12 protein-coding genes are annotated in these 13,438 nt (G+C 66.1%); 11 read left to right on the top strand and 1 reads right to left on the bottom strand.

Annotation, left to right across the window (positions count from 1 at the left end):
- The first annotated feature begins 579 nt into the window (after positions 1–579).
- Both JMF82_RS15355 and glpK read left to right on the top strand, forming a co-directional pair.
- Positions 580–1,140: a TIGR00645 family protein gene (locus JMF82_RS15355; RefSeq protein ID WP_201315430.1), complete on the top strand. Its 561-nt coding sequence runs from the start codon at positions 580–582 to the stop codon at positions 1,138–1,140.
- An 82-nt stretch (positions 1,141–1,222) separates the two neighbouring features.
- A complete protein-coding gene (gene glpK, locus JMF82_RS15350; RefSeq protein ID WP_201315429.1) occupies positions 1,223–2,722 on the top strand; it encodes a glycerol kinase GlpK in 1,500 nt (499 codons plus the stop codon).
- Between the two features lie 54 nt (positions 2,723–2,776).
- Here the strand turns inward: glpK and JMF82_RS15345 are convergent, their stop codons facing one another.
- Complete coding sequence (locus tag JMF82_RS15345; protein WP_201315428.1) at positions 2,777–3,712, bottom strand: carbohydrate kinase family protein; 936 nt, start codon at positions 3,710–3,712, stop codon at positions 2,777–2,779.
- 262 nt (positions 3,713–3,974) lie between these two features.
- On the opposite strand from JMF82_RS15345, the gene JMF82_RS15340 reads away from it, so the two are divergent.
- The 9 genes from JMF82_RS15340 to JMF82_RS15300 all read left to right on the top strand — a co-directional run bounded on the left by JMF82_RS15340 (position 3,975) and on the right by JMF82_RS15300 (position 13,331).
- Entirely contained in the window at positions 3,975–5,021 is a 1,047-nt protein-coding gene (locus JMF82_RS15340; RefSeq protein ID WP_038623286.1) for a rod shape-determining protein, read from the top strand.
- A gap of 26 nt (positions 5,022–5,047) precedes the next feature.
- Positions 5,048–6,031, top strand: a complete 984-nt coding sequence (gene mreC / locus JMF82_RS15335; protein ID WP_201315427.1) for a rod shape-determining protein MreC — start codon at positions 5,048–5,050, stop codon at positions 6,029–6,031.
- Entirely contained in the window at positions 6,028–6,516 is a 489-nt protein-coding gene (gene mreD / locus JMF82_RS15330; RefSeq protein ID WP_201315426.1) for a rod shape-determining protein MreD, read from the top strand. The genes mreC and mreD overlap by 4 nt, the downstream gene beginning before the upstream one ends.
- 4 nt (positions 6,517–6,520) lie before the next feature.
- Complete coding sequence (mrdA, locus tag JMF82_RS15325) at positions 6,521–8,533, top strand: penicillin-binding protein 2 (RefSeq protein WP_201315425.1); 2,013 nt, start codon at positions 6,521–6,523, stop codon at positions 8,531–8,533.
- Positions 8,530–9,648: a rod shape-determining protein RodA gene (rodA, locus tag JMF82_RS15320; protein ID WP_201315424.1), complete on the top strand. Its 1,119-nt coding sequence runs from the start codon at positions 8,530–8,532 to the stop codon at positions 9,646–9,648. The genes mrdA and rodA overlap by 4 nt, the downstream gene beginning before the upstream one ends.
- 151 nt (positions 9,649–9,799) lie before the next feature.
- Positions 9,800–10,813 (top strand): lytic murein transglycosylase B, encoded by a 1,014-nt coding sequence (gene mltB / locus JMF82_RS15315; protein ID WP_201315423.1) that lies wholly within the window; start codon positions 9,800–9,802, stop codon positions 10,811–10,813.
- Positions 10,810–11,739 carry a septal ring lytic transglycosylase RlpA family protein gene (locus JMF82_RS15310; RefSeq protein ID WP_201315422.1) on the top strand — a complete coding sequence of 310 codons (930 nt, stop codon included), beginning with the start codon at positions 10,810–10,812 and terminating at the stop codon, positions 11,737–11,739. The genes mltB and JMF82_RS15310 overlap by 4 nt, the downstream gene beginning before the upstream one ends.
- A gap of 58 nt (positions 11,740–11,797) precedes the next feature.
- A complete protein-coding gene (locus tag JMF82_RS15305) occupies positions 11,798–13,027 on the top strand; it encodes a D-alanyl-D-alanine carboxypeptidase family protein (RefSeq protein WP_201315421.1) in 1,230 nt (409 codons plus the stop codon).
- Between the two features lie 13 nt (positions 13,028–13,040).
- A complete protein-coding gene (locus tag JMF82_RS15300) occupies positions 13,041–13,331 on the top strand; it encodes a DUF493 family protein (RefSeq protein ID WP_201315420.1) in 291 nt (96 codons plus the stop codon).
- The last annotated feature ends 107 nt before the right edge of the window (positions 13,332–13,438 follow it).

The following is a 13,438-nucleotide window of genomic DNA, read 5'->3' as shown; positions in this document are numbered from 1 at the left end:
GCCGAGGCAGACCCGCCGCCGCACCGCGGTGCGCGAAACACGGGCGCGGCGTGACCGCGCACATCACGCGTCGTCCCGCTTCCGCGACAGCTGTTACGCACCAGCTCCGCTGCTGCAACGACAGCACGCGCTTTGACAGGAGCGAGCCTCATGCGCCTCGCGCGCCATGAGCGCCATGGGCGCTCGGCGGGCGGATCATTCCGGATCGGCAAACCAGGCGCGCGACCAAGCGCACCGGCGTGCCCGCCGATCTATTCGGCCGGGCAGTTCATCCCACGTGCGCCTCGGGGACCGGCTATCGACGCCTTTCGCCGGCCTGCGGCGATGCACAGCGCCCAGGCGCATCGAGCAAGAGCGACGGTGGATCAGGCTTCGCGTTCTCGCGGGATCGACGAAGCGTCGAATGGCGCAACGGCGGGGGCGACCGTGTCTTCACCGCGGCCACGTAATCGCCTGCGAACCGGCTTCATGGAACGTCGGTTGGTACGCGACGGCGACTGAATACGATCACGCCTGGTCATCGATTAGTGCGCAAGAATTTGCGATCATCGATGACCATCCCCCGCTGTTGTGACGCATATGACGACTCCCATGAAGAGCCGCCTCGGTCTGCTTCCCTATCTCATCTTCTCTTCGCGCTGGCTGCAGTTGCCGCTGTATCTGGGCCTGATCGTGGCCCAGGCGATCTACGTCGTGCAGTTTGTCCGCGAGTTGTGGCATCTGGTCGATGCCACCCTGTTCGGTCATCTCGGTGATGGCGCCGCGGCGGAAAGTGCCGAGACCACGATCATGCTCACTGTGCTGGGGTTGATCGATGTGGTGATGATTTCCAACCTGCTGGTGATGGTGATCGTGGGTGGTTATGAAACCTTCGTGTCGCGGCTGAAACTCGAGGGACATCCGGACCAGCCGGAATGGCTGTCGCACGTGAATGCGACGGTGCTCAAGGTGAAGCTGGCGATGGCGATCATCGGCATCTCGTCGATTCACCTGCTTGCGACCTTCATCAAGGCCAATACGCTCAATCCGCAGACGATCATGTGGCAGGTGTTGCTGCACCTGGCCTTCGTGGTGTCCGCGCTGGCCCTGGCGTTCATCGACCGCATCATGCAACCCGCCGCGAAGGGCGGGGAGCACTAATACGCCAGGCAGCGGGCGGGCATCGATCCGCGTCGTCGCTTGTTGCTACGCTTGAGCCCTCTGATGCCGCGGGAGCCGTCGCGTGGAGAAGCGTTTCATTCTGGCCCTCGACCAGGGCACGACGAGCTCGCGTGCGATCCTGTTCGACCGCACGGGCTCTGTCATGGGGAGCGCGCAGCGGGAGTTCGCCCAAGTCTTCCCGCAGCCTGGTTGGGTCGAGCACAATCCGCGCGAGATCCTTACCAGCGTGCTCGTCACCGTGACCGAGCTGCTGGCCAACGCGCAGGTCGAGCTTGCCGACATTGCGGCGATCGGCATCACCAACCAGCGCGAGACGACGGTGGTGTGGGACCGCACGACGGGGCAACCCGTGTACAACGCGATCGTGTGGCAATCGCGTCAGAGCCTGGAGATCTGCGAGAGGCTCAAGCAGGATGGCCTGGAGCCCCTGGTGCGCGAGCGCACCGGGCTCTTGATCGATGCCTATTTTTCGGCAACCAAATTGCGCTGGATCCTCGACCACGTGGAAGGCGCGCAGGAGCGGGCCGAGCGCGGCGAGTTGCTGTTCGGAACGATCGACAGCTGGCTGATCTGGCACTTGAGCGGCGGCGCCGTCCATGTGACCGACGTGACCAACGCGGCACGAACGCTGCTCTACGATATCCATCGGCGCTGCTGGGATGATGACCTGCTGCACGCGCTGGATATCCCGCGTGCCATGTTGCCCGACGTGCGATCGAGCAGCGAAGTCTATGCAACCACGGCGCCATCCCAGTTCTTTGGCGCCAGCGTACCGATTGCCGGTGTCGCGGGGGATCAGCAAGCCGCACTCTTCGGAGAGGCGTGCTTCAAGCCCGGCATGGCCAAGAATACCTACGGCACCGGCTGTTTCATGTTGATGCATACGGGCGAGCAGGCGGTGCCGTCGAAGCATGGCCTGTTGTCCACCATCGCCTGGCAACTGGGCGACCGCGTGGACTATGCGCTCGAGGGCAGCATCTTCGTGGCCGGCTCGGTCATCCAGTGGTTGCGCGATGGCCTGCGGATGCTGGGCAAAGCCAGCGATTCCCAGGCCTATGCGGAACGCGTGGCTTCGAGCGACGGTGTCTACATGGTGCCGGCGTTTGTCGGTCTCGGCGCACCCTATTGGCGAAGCGATGTGCGCGGCGCCGTATTTGGCCTCAGTCGAGGCACCAGCAAGGAGCATTTCGTGCGTGCGGCGCTGGAATCGATGGCTTATCAATCGCGCGACGTGCTCACGGCGATGGAAGCGGATGCGGGCATTGCGCTGACCGAGTTGCGCGCCGATGGCGGCGCCATCGCGAACGACTTCATGGCCCAGTTCCAGAGCGACATGCTGGGCGTGCCGGTACTGCGCCCGCGCGTGCAGGAAACCACGGCGCTCGGTGCCGCCTATCTCGCGGGCCTCGCTGTCGGCTTCTGGCGGGATTGCGAGGAGATCGCCGGCCTGTGGCAGGTCGATCGGCGCTTTGCGCCGGCCATGCCCGCGCAGGAGCGCGACCGCCTCTATCGCGGCTGGCAGGACGCGGTGAATGCCACCATGGGTTTTCGCGTGGACTGAAACGACAAGGCCTCCCGGGCGGGAGGCCTTGCCGACATGCATTGGCTGCGTCGATCAGTCGATCGAGTAGCCGAACTGTTCCTTGAACTCCGCGGAGAACTGCGCATAGTCGAAGCGCTGGTTCTGCGTGCCGGGGTGTTCCACCTTGAGGGCGCCCATCAGCGAGGCCATGCGGCCAATGGTCGGCCAGTCCTTGCCCTTCATGATGCCGAAGATCAGGCCGGCGCGATAAGCATCGCCGCAGCCGGTGGGGTCGACCACCTGGCGCTCGCGTGCGGCCGGGATCTCGTGCGTGGTGCCGTCGGTGTGGATGTGCGAACCGCGCGGGCCCTGCGTCACGATGTAGGCCTTCACGCGCGAGGCGATGTCCTGCGCGCTCCAGCCGGTGCGCTGCTGCAGCAGTTGCGACTCGTAGTCGTTGACGATCACGTAGGTCGACTTTTCGATCATGGCGCGGAACTCGGCGCCGTCGAACAGCGGCATGGCCTGGCCCGGATCGAAGATGAAGGGCACGCCGCGCGCGGCGAATTCATCCACGTGCTGCAGCATGGCGTCGCGGCTGTCGGGAGCCACGATGGCGAAGCTGATCTCCGGGATGTCGCGCACGTGGTTGGTGTGCGCGCTCAGCATGGCACCCGGGTGGAAGGCGGTGATCTGGTTGTTGTCCAGGTCGGTGGTGATGAAGCACTGCGGCGTGAACTGGTCCTCGAACTCGCGCACGTAGTCCAGGCGGATGCCGCACTTCTCCATGTGCGCGCGGTAGGGCGCGAAGTCCTGGCCCACCGTGGCGACCGGCAGCGGGTCGGCGCCTAGCAGCTTGAGGTTGTACGCGATGTTGCCGGCGCAGCCGCCGAACTCGCGGCGCATCCTCGGCACCAGGAACGACACGTTCAGGATGTGCACCTGGTCCGGCAGGATGTGGTTCTTGAACTGGTCCTGGAAGACCATGATGGTGTCGTAGGCGAGCGATCCGCAGATGACGGCAGACATGGCGCGAGGTGATTTCCTGGCAAGTGGAACGAAGATGCCGGGCGGCTCACGCGCCTGCCTGGCTCAAAGTTCCAGATTGTACCGGCATAAGGGCCGGTCCGCGACTTTCCGGCCGCCGCGGGTTCGCCGGGGCAACCTCTGAAAACGCGCATATCATCGCGTCTCCAAAGGCTTTCTTAACGAGATTGTCCTTGCGATCCGGGGGCTTGCTGACTAGACTGGCGCGCTTACTTTTTAGCCACAGCCGGCCCACGGCGGACCCATGTTCAAGAAGTTTCGCGGCTTTTTCTCCAACGACATTTCCATCGATCTCGGCACCGCCAATACGCTGATTTACGTGCGTGGCCAGGGCATCGTCCTGAATGAACCGTCGGTGGTTGCGATCCGTCAGGACCGTGGCCCGGGTGGCCCGCGCGCCGTGGCCGCGGTGGGCAGCGACGCCAAAAAGATGCTGGGCCGCACGCCGGGCAACATCGCCACGGTGCGCCCGATGAAGGATGGCGTGATCGCCAACTTCTCGATGACCGAGGCCATGCTGCAGCACTTCATCAAGCAGGTGCACAAGTCGCGCATGCTGCGCCCGAGCCCGCGCGTGCTGGTCTGCGTGCCCTGCGGTTCGACCCAGGTGGAGCGCCGCGCCATCAAGGAATCGGCCGAAGGCGCCGGTGCCCGCGACGTGTTCCTGATCGAAGAGCCGATGGCCGCCGCGATCGGCGCCGGCATCCCGGTGCATGAGGCGCGCGGCTCGATGGTGCTGGACATCGGTGGCGGTACCTCCGAAGTGGCCGTGATCTCCTTGAACGGCATCGTCTACTCGCAGTCCGTGCGCGTGGGCGGCGACCGCTTCGACGAGGCGATCATCAACTACGTGCGTCGCAACCACGGCACGCTGATCGGCGAATCGACCGCCGAGCGCATCAAGCTGGAAATCGGCTGCGCGTTCCCCCAGACGAACGTGAAGGAGATCGAGATCTCCGGCCGCAACCTCGCCGAGGGCGTGCCGCGCATGTTCACCATCAACTCCAACGAAGTGCTGGAAGCCCTGCACGAGCCACTGTCGGGCATCGTGGCCGCGGTGAAGTCGGCGCTGGAGCAGACCCCGCCGGAGCTCTGCTCCGACGTGGCCGAGCGCGGCATCGTGCTTACCGGCGGCGGCGCGCTGCTGCGCGACCTGGATCGCCTGATCTCCGAGGAAACCGGCCTGCACGTGCAGGTGGCCGACGAGCCCCTCACCTGCGTGGCCCGTGGCGGCGGCAAGGCGCTGGAGCTGATCGACCAGCACGGCAGCGATTTCTTCGCTGCCGAATAAACCGCGCCGCGGAAAGGGGGTAGGCCATGGCGCTCGCGCGCGAGGAATCGTCGCCCCTGTTCGCCGGCACGGCCGCCGGCACGCTCAGACTCATTTTCTATCTTGCGCTGGCCCTGGTGCTGATGGTGCTCGACCATCGCAATGGCTGGATCTGGCGCCTGCGCAATACCGCATCGGTGCTGGTCGAGCCGGTCTACCGGCTGGCCAGCCTGCCGGCCACCGGCATGCGTGCGGCCAGCGTGGCGTTCTCCGATCGCAAAGTGCTCACCGAGCAGAACCAGCGCCTGCGCGAAGACCTGCTGCTGGCCAACGCCAAGCTCAACCGCATGGCGGCCGTGGCCGAGCAGAACCAGCGCCTGAAGGAATTGCTGGACACGCAGCACAGCCTGGAACTCAACGTGCAGCTGGCCCGCGTCATCGACGTGGACCTGGGCGCGTCGCGCCAGCGCATGCTGGTCAACGTGGGCTCGCATGACGGCGTGAAGAAGGGCCAGGTGGTGATCGATGCGCACGGCGTGATCGGACAGGTGGTGGAAGTGATGGCGCGCACCTCGCTGGTGATGCTGGTGACCGATCCCGATCATGCGATTCCGGTGGTGATCGAGCGCACCGGCCTGCGCACGGTGGCCTACGGCTCCCGCGACGGCGCCCTGCTTAGCCTGCCGAACATTTCCATGGCCGCCGACGTTCATCCGGGTGACAAGCTGCTCACCTCGGGCCTTGGTGGTCGTTTTCCGCCGGGCTTTCCGGTGGGTGAGATCCGCAGCGTGGAGCCCGCTGCCTCGGGCATGTTCCTCGAAGGCAAGGCGCGCCCCACCGCTGACCTGGATCGCAGCGAGGACGTGCTGCTGTTGCATGACCTGGCTGAACCCGTTGGCCCGCCGGAACCCGTGACACCGGCGGGGCCGCCATCGGATCTCGCGCCGGCGCCTTCCGCCAGCACGGAAACGCCGCCGCCACCGCGGGCTGCCGTCGCGCCGGCCACCAGCACGGGACCGGCGCAGCCATGAACAAGCAACGCATCCAATGGCTATGGTTTGCCGGCTCGCTGGTGTTCGCGCTGATGTCGATGTTGGTGCCGTTGCCGGCGCCGCTGCAGCCGTTCAAGCCGTACTGGCCGGCGCTGTTCCTGCTGTACTGGGCGCTGGAGTCGGGCGACCAGCGCGTGAGCCTGGGCCTCGCCTTCTGCATCGGCCTGGGCGCGGACCTGCTCGATGGCGTACTGCTGGGCGAGCAGGCCATGCGCCTGTGCGCGCTGGTGTTCATCGCGCTGCGTTTCCGCTCGCGCCTGCGCTTCTTCCCGATGTGGCAGCAGACCCTGGCCGTGCTTGCGCTCTTGCTCAACGACCGGGTGCTGCTGCTGATCGTGCGCACGTTCGCCGGCGAGGCCTTGCCTACCGCAAGCTGGTGGATCTCGCCGTTCGTCGGCGCCGCGCTATGGCCGTTCCTGTTCCTGCTCATGGACGACCTGCGCATGCGCCTGCGCATCCAGTAGCGCCATGGCACTGAAACGGCGCTCGATCAAGGATTCCCGCGGCGAAAGCACGCTGTTCCGCGTGCGCGCGATGGTGGGTTTCGCGCTGATCCTGCTTGGCCTGGGCGTGCTGGTCGGCCGTTACCAGTACCTGCAGGTGCAGCGCCACGACGAGTTCGCGCTGCGCTCGGAGAACAACCGCGTCAAGCCGCGCGCGATCCCGCCGGCGCGTGGCCTGATCTACGATCGCAGCGGCGTGCTGCTGGCCGACAACGTGCCTGCGTTCCGCCTCGAAGTGGTGCCCGAGCAGGTGCCCGACATGAAGGCGATGCTGTCGGACATCCGCGACGTGGTGCCGCTCGGCGACGACGACATCGAGACGTTCAGGAAGCAGCTCAAGCAGAACCGCCGTTTCGACAGCGTGCCGCTGAAGCTGCACCTCACCGAGGACGAGATTGACCGCTTCGCCATCAACCGTTGGCGTTTCCCCGGCGTGGACGTGGTGCCCTATCTCACGCGGCGCTACCCGTACGGGCCATTGTTCGCGCACGTGGTGGGCTATGTGGGCCGCATCGACGCGGACGACATGAACCGGCTCGACGCGGATCGCTACAAGGGCACCAGCCATGTTGGCCGCAGCGGCCTGGAACGTTCGTACGAGGACATCCTGCACGGCGAGCCGGGCTATGAGCTGGTCGAGGTGAACGCGGACGGCCGCGTGCAGCGCGTGCTGGAGACGCATGCGCCCACGCCGGGCAAGAACCTCTACCTGAGCATCGACGTGCGTGTGCAGAAGGCGGCCTCCGACGCCTTCGATGGCCGGCCGGGTTCGACCGTCGCCATCGACCCGCGCAATGGCCAGGTGCTGGCCATGGTCAGCGTGCCCAGCTTCGACCCCAACCTGTTCGTCAATGGCATCAGCCGCGCCGACTACACCACCTACACGACGGATGCCGACAAGCCACTGCTCAACCGCGCCTTGAAGAGCGCGTATCAGCCGGGCTCCACGGTCAAGCCGTTCCTCGCGCTGGGTGGCCTGGAACTGGGCGTGCGCCGGCCGGAGGACACGGTGCTGTCCACGGGCGAATTCTGCATTCCCGGGCAGCAGCGCTGCTACCGCGACGACACGCGCGGTGGCGATGGCACGGTGAACATGGTGCGTGCCATCGAGAAGTCGACCAACACGTACTTCTACAAGCTTGCGCTCGACATGGGCATCGATCGACTGGCCAGCTGGATGGGCAGCCTGGGCTTCGGCAAGAAGACCGGCATCGACCTGATCGGCGAGACTGAAGGCATCCTGCCGTCACGCGAGTGGAAGGCCACGCGCAGCAAGTACGGCTGGTTCCCGGGTGAGACTGTGATCGCCGGTATCGGCCAGGGTTACTGGAACGTCACCACGCTGCAACTCGCGCATGCCACGGCGACGCTCGCCGGCCACGGCACGCCGTATGCCCCACGCCTGGTGATGGCGACATCCGCGGTGAAGGAACACGCCGTGCCGCTGCCGAATCCCCCCTCGGGCCCCTCGCTGATCCGCAAGCCGAACGACTGGAACGTGGTCAACCAGGGCATGGAGGCGGTGGTGTATGGCGCTGGCGGTACGGCCATGCAGGCAGGGGTGTTCAAGGGGTTTCCGCTGACGGTGGCTGGCAAGAGCGGTACTGCGGAGCGCTTCTCGCGCCGCAGCAACGACTACGACACCAACAAGAACCTGGCCTATCTGGCGACCCGCCACCGCGCCTGGTTCATTGGCTACACGCCCACCGAGGCACCGCGTATCGCGGTGGCCGCCATGCTCGAATCAGGCGCCTGGGGTGCGGCCGACGCCGGCCCCATCGTGCGCAAGATCATGGATGCATGGCTGGTCTCGACCGGTGGCGCGGTGCCGCCGAGCAAGACGCCTGAGGGCCCGGTTACGCCCATTGGCGTGCCTGACGTACCGGACGATACGCCGGTCGCCACGCCGGCGGACATGCCCGCGCTGCCCGCGGAAAGCTCCAGCACCGCCGCCCCCGACGACGGAGGCAATCCATGATCGACGCCCTCCAGATTCGCCTGCAGCGCTTGCTGCGCCGGATAATCACGCGCCCACGCATCGACCTGCCGTTGGCGTTCGGCTTGTTCGTGCTCGCCTGCGTGGGCCTGATGACGCTGTACAGCGCCAGCGGCGGCAACATGGCGATGATCACCGGCCAGGCCGCGCGCTTCGTGATGGGCGGCTTCCTGCTGTTGCTGATCTCGCGCATTCCGCCATCCGTGTTGCGCAGCTGGACGCCCTGGCTCTATGCGGGCAGCGTCTCATTGCTGCTGGTGGTGGCGGCGCTGGGCGAGGTGCGCAGCGGCTCCAAGCGCTGGCTGGACCTGGGCGTGCTGTCGTTCCAGCCGTCCGAACTGCTCAAGCTCACCATGCCGATGATGGTGGCGTGGTACCTGCACCCGCGCCAGTTGCCGCCAAGCTGGAAGGACATCATCGTGGTGGGCATCCTGATCGCGATTCCCGCCGGCCTGATCGCCGAACAGCCCGACCTCGGCACGGCGCTGCTGGTGAGCGCGGCCGGTGCGTTCGCGCTGTTCCTGTCGGGCATGCGCTGGTGGAAGATCGGCAGCCTGCTCGCGGCGGTGGGTGCGATGGTTCCGGTGGCCTGGCATTTCCTGCACGAATACCAGCGCAACCGCGTGCGCACGCTGCTTGATCCGGAGTCCGATCCGCTGGGCAACGGCTGGCACATCATCCAGTCGCAGATCGCGGTGGGTTCGGGTGGCATGTTCGGCAAGGGGTGGCAGCACGGCACGCAGTCGCGCCTGGATTTCCTGCCCGAGCACACCACCGACTTCATCTTCGCCGTGTTCTCCGAGGAGTTCGGCCTGGTCGGCGTGATCGGCCTGATGCTGCTGTACGCGTTCATCATCGGCCGCTGCCTGTGGATCGCGATGGAAGCGCGCGACACCTATTCGCGCCTGCTCGCCGGCGCGATCGGCATGAGCTTCTTCGTGTACGTGTTCGTCAACGGCGGCATGGTCGCCGGCATGCTGCCGGTGGTGGGCGTGCCGATGCCACTGGTGAGCTACGGTGGAACGTCGGCGGTATCGCTGCTCACCGGCTTTGGCGTGCTGATGTCGATCTACGCCAATCGCAAGGTGCACGACTGAGGCCCGTGGGGGGTCGGTGGGCGCGCACCGGGGCACTCGCAGGGCAGTTGGGCGGTGCCCGCCATGCCGCCCGGCACATCGCAAACCCCCGGTTTTTCCCCGCTTTGCATGCTAGGCTTCGCATCGAAGCCGTTCGACAGTGAAGTCATTCATGCCTTTGATCGCCGCGTCGCTACCGACACGCCGCCTTGTCGCCACGCTGGGCCTCCTCATCGCCTCGGCATGCATGCCGGTCCTCGCGGAAACCCACCCCGGACAGGACCAGCTGGTCGGTGAAGTGGCGAAAGACACCGGCAAGGATCCGCAGGCGCTCAATGCGCTGCTGGATGGCGCGAAGAAGCAGCAGGGAATCCTCGATGCGATCAGCCGCCCCGCCGAGGCCAAGCCCTGGAAGGACTACCGGCCGATCTTCATCACGCCGCAACGCATCAACGACGGCATCGCGTTCTACCGCGAGCATCGCGCGCTGCTCGAAAGCATCGGCAAGCAATACGGCGTCGCGCCGGAATACATCGTGGCGATCGTCGGTGTCGAAACGTCGTACGGCCGCATCACCGGCAAGTACAAGGTGCTCGATGCGCTGGTGACGCTGGGCCTGTATTACCCGCCGCGCGCCACCTTCTTCCGCGACCAGCTCAAGACCTTGCTGGAGCTGCCCGAGAACCATCTCGCCGGCCCGGTCGACACGCTCACCGGCTCGTATGCCGGCGCGCAGGGCTGGGGCCAGTTCATGCCGTCCAGCATCCGCGACTTCGGCGTGGACGCCGATGGCGACGGTCGCATCGACCTGAAGAATTCGCTGCCTGATATCTTCGCCAGCGTCGCGAATTATTTTGCGAAGCACGGCTGGCAGCAGGGCGGGCTGGTGGCGGCGCGGGCGCAGCCCGATGGCGCGCCCAGGGCGATCTCGGTGAAGGATTCCAAGCCGCAATGGCCGCTGGAGCAACTGGAAGCCTGGGGCTATGCGCCGTTGCAGGCATTCAGTCCGGGCGAGCCGACCAGCCTGCAGTCGCTGGACGGTGAAAACGGCAAGGAATACTGGTTCACCTTCCAGAATTTCTACGTGATCACCACCTACAACCGCAGTCCCCTGTACGCGCTGGCCGTGCACCAGCTCGCGCAGGCGATTGCCGAGGGAGCCGGCGTGACGGAAGCCATGCGATGAAATGGCAGCGGGCGCTGCCGCTTCTCCTGGTCGCGCTGCTGGCTGGATGCAGTGGCGGCAAGACCCGTCCCCCCGCGGGACATGGTGCGTCCTCTCCCCGTGGCGGCAGCACGGCCTCCGGGTCGTCGCGAGGCGGCTTCTACGACGACACCAGCCGCCCGCAGGGCAGCCGTTACCGCGACAGCGCGGACAGCGTGCCCGATGCGCTGGCGCCGGAAGTCGTCGCCAAGATCCCCGAGCCGGTGCCGAAGGTGGAGCCGCGCGCGCTGTACGGCAACAAGTCGCCGTACTCCGTGCTGGGCCAGACCTACAATGTGCTGGCCAGCCCCAACGGCTATGTCGAGCGCGGCATCGCCTCGTTCTATGGCAACAAGTTCCACGGGTACAAGACCTCGAGCCTCGAGGACTACGACATGTACCAGTTCACCGCCGCGCACAAGACGCTGCCGCTGCCGAGCTACGCGCGGGTGACCAACCTGGAGAACGGCAAGAGCGTGATCGTGCGCATCAATGATCGCGGGCCGTTCCACGAGAACCGCCTGATCGACCTGTCCTACGCCGCCGCCGTGAAGATCGGCGTGTGGCCCAAGGGCACGGGGCTGGTGGAGGTACGTGCGATCGATCCTTCGCAACCGCTGACCGCCCAAGCCCTGCCGCCTCCACCGCCGCCGCCCAAACCTGCCAGCGCCGGGCCCGGGATTTTCCTCCAGGTGGGCGCATTCTCCGACGCGAGCAATGCGGAGCGCGTGGCGCAGCAGTTGCGCACGGCCAATTTTGCGCCGGTACAGGTGGTGGATGCCCAAATCAACGGCCGCAGTATCCGGCGCGTGCGTGTGGGGCCGCTCGCCAGCGTGGACCAGGCCGACGATGTCACCTCGCGCATCGAACACATGGGGCTGCCCAGGCCGCAGGTCGCGGTAGACTGACGCATTGTTTTCCGCGGCGCTCCGTGCGCCGCCACTTAGCATTGGATTGAACCGAACGATGAACCTGATCCGCCGTACCCTGTCTTCGCTCGCCGTCGCCGTCCTGGTCGTCGGCACCGCCGTCGCCCAGCAGACGCCGCCCAAGCCCGTGCCGGTGCCGCGTCCGGCGATGCCGGAGGCACCGGTGCCGCCGCCGCCGGACGTGGACGGCAAGAGCTGGGTGCTGATGGATTACGCCACCGGCCAGATCCTGGCGTCGAAAGAGCCGGATACGCGCGTGGAGCCGGCCTCGATCACCAAGGTGATGACCGACTACGTGGTCTCCGCAGAGATCGCCAACGGCAAGATCCACATGACCGATCCGGTCACCATCAGCGAGAACGCGTGGCGCAGCGGCGGCGCGGGCACCGACGGTTCCACCAGCTTCCTCAAGCTCAACAGCCAGGTGCCGCTGAAGGACCTGCTGTACGGCATGATCATCCAGTCGGGCAACGACGCCGCCATCGCGCTGGCCGAGCACACCGCCGGTTCCGAGGCCGCGTTCGCCAACCTGATGAATGCCTACGCCAAGCAGCTGGGCATGACCAACACCAATTTCCAGAACGCCTCGGGCTACCCGATCGCCAACCACTATTCGACCGCGCGGGACATCGCGCTTCTTTCGCGCGCGCTGATCCATGATTTTCCCGAGGACTACGCTATCTCGGCGGTCAAGGACTTCGAGTGGAACGGCATCAAGCAGCACAACCGCAACCTGCTGCTGTGGCGCGACAACACGGTGGACGGCATCAAGACGGGCCATACGGCCGCGGCCGGTTTCTGCCTGGCCGCCTCCGCCAAGCAGGGCGATTCGCGCATGATCGCCATCGTGATGGGCGCTTCCAACGAGAAGGCCCGTGCCGACGCCGCGCTGGCGCTGATGAACTACGGTTTCCGCTTCTACGAGACGCACAAGCTGTATGACGGCAACAAGCCGCTGGCCACGCCGAAGCTGTGGAAGGGCCAGGCCAACCAGCTGCCGCTGGGCGTGGCCGACAACGTGCTGGTGACCGTCAAGCGCGGCGACTACGACAAGCTCAAGGCGACCATGGACATCCCGGCCACGCTGATCGCCCCGTTCACCAAGGGCCAGCAGGTGGGTACGCTGCGAGTCACGCTGGACGGCCAGCCGGTGCAGAACGTGCCGCTGATCGCCCTGGCCGATGCGCCGCAGGGTGGCTTCTTCGCCCGCCTGTGGGACAGCATCATGCTGTGGTTCCACAGCGACAAGAAGCCCGACGAGAAGTGATGGAGGAAGCGTGATGCGCGATATCGACACCATCCAGGCCCAACAGGAGGGCCAGGGTTTCCAGTTTCCGGGCGAGTTCGAGATCACCGCGATGGGCAACGCCAGCGCGGACCTGAAGACCCGCGTCCCGCAGATCCTGGAGGGCATCGGCCTGCACGTGCTGCATGAAACGGTGAAGCACCGCCATTCGCGCGAAGGCAACTTCCTCTCGGTGACCGTGAGCTTCCGCTGCGACACGCGCGAGCAGTACGACCTGGCGCATACCGCCCTGCGGGCCGATCCGGACATCCGTTACACGCTCTGAGTCGCCCGGAGACGTGGCGGGCCGGCCGTGCCCGCCACGCCGTGGATGGCCTGGGTCCCTTGCAAGGGCCCTCCCACGGCCGCAGATACCTAGCTCCGTCCCCAGGT

The organism is Dyella sp. EPa41 (assembly GCF_016586165.1).
Lineage (GTDB): Bacteria > Pseudomonadota > Gammaproteobacteria > Xanthomonadales > Rhodanobacteraceae > Dyella.
The sequence above is the reverse complement of the archived record's forward strand: the minus strand, read 5'-3'. Positions and strand labels throughout refer to the sequence as shown.

Coding starts and splice junctions, on each gene's coding strand:
- mltB (WP_201315423.1), top strand. CDS start 9,800: ATGCCTTTGATCGCCGCGTCGCTACCGACACGCCGCCTTGTCGCCACG.
- rodA (WP_201315424.1), top strand. CDS start 8,530: ATGATCGACGCCCTCCAGATTCGCCTGCAGCGCTTGCTGCGCCGGATA.
- JMF82_RS15305 (WP_201315421.1), top strand. CDS start 11,798: ATGAACCTGATCCGCCGTACCCTGTCTTCGCTCGCCGTCGCCGTCCTG.
- JMF82_RS15300 (WP_201315420.1), top strand. CDS start 13,041: ATGCGCGATATCGACACCATCCAGGCCCAACAGGAGGGCCAGGGTTTC.
- mreD (WP_201315426.1), top strand. CDS start 6,028: ATGAACAAGCAACGCATCCAATGGCTATGGTTTGCCGGCTCGCTGGTG.
- JMF82_RS15310 (WP_201315422.1), top strand. CDS start 10,810: ATGAAATGGCAGCGGGCGCTGCCGCTTCTCCTGGTCGCGCTGCTGGCT.
- mreC (WP_201315427.1), top strand. CDS start 5,048: ATGGCGCTCGCGCGCGAGGAATCGTCGCCCCTGTTCGCCGGCACGGCC.
- JMF82_RS15345 (WP_201315428.1), bottom strand. CDS start 3,712: ATGTCTGCCGTCATCTGCGGATCGCTCGCCTACGACACCATCATGGTC.
- mrdA (WP_201315425.1), top strand. CDS start 6,521: ATGGCACTGAAACGGCGCTCGATCAAGGATTCCCGCGGCGAAAGCACG.
- JMF82_RS15355 (WP_201315430.1), top strand. CDS start 580: ATGACGACTCCCATGAAGAGCCGCCTCGGTCTGCTTCCCTATCTCATC.
- JMF82_RS15340 (WP_038623286.1), top strand. CDS start 3,975: ATGTTCAAGAAGTTTCGCGGCTTTTTCTCCAACGACATTTCCATCGAT.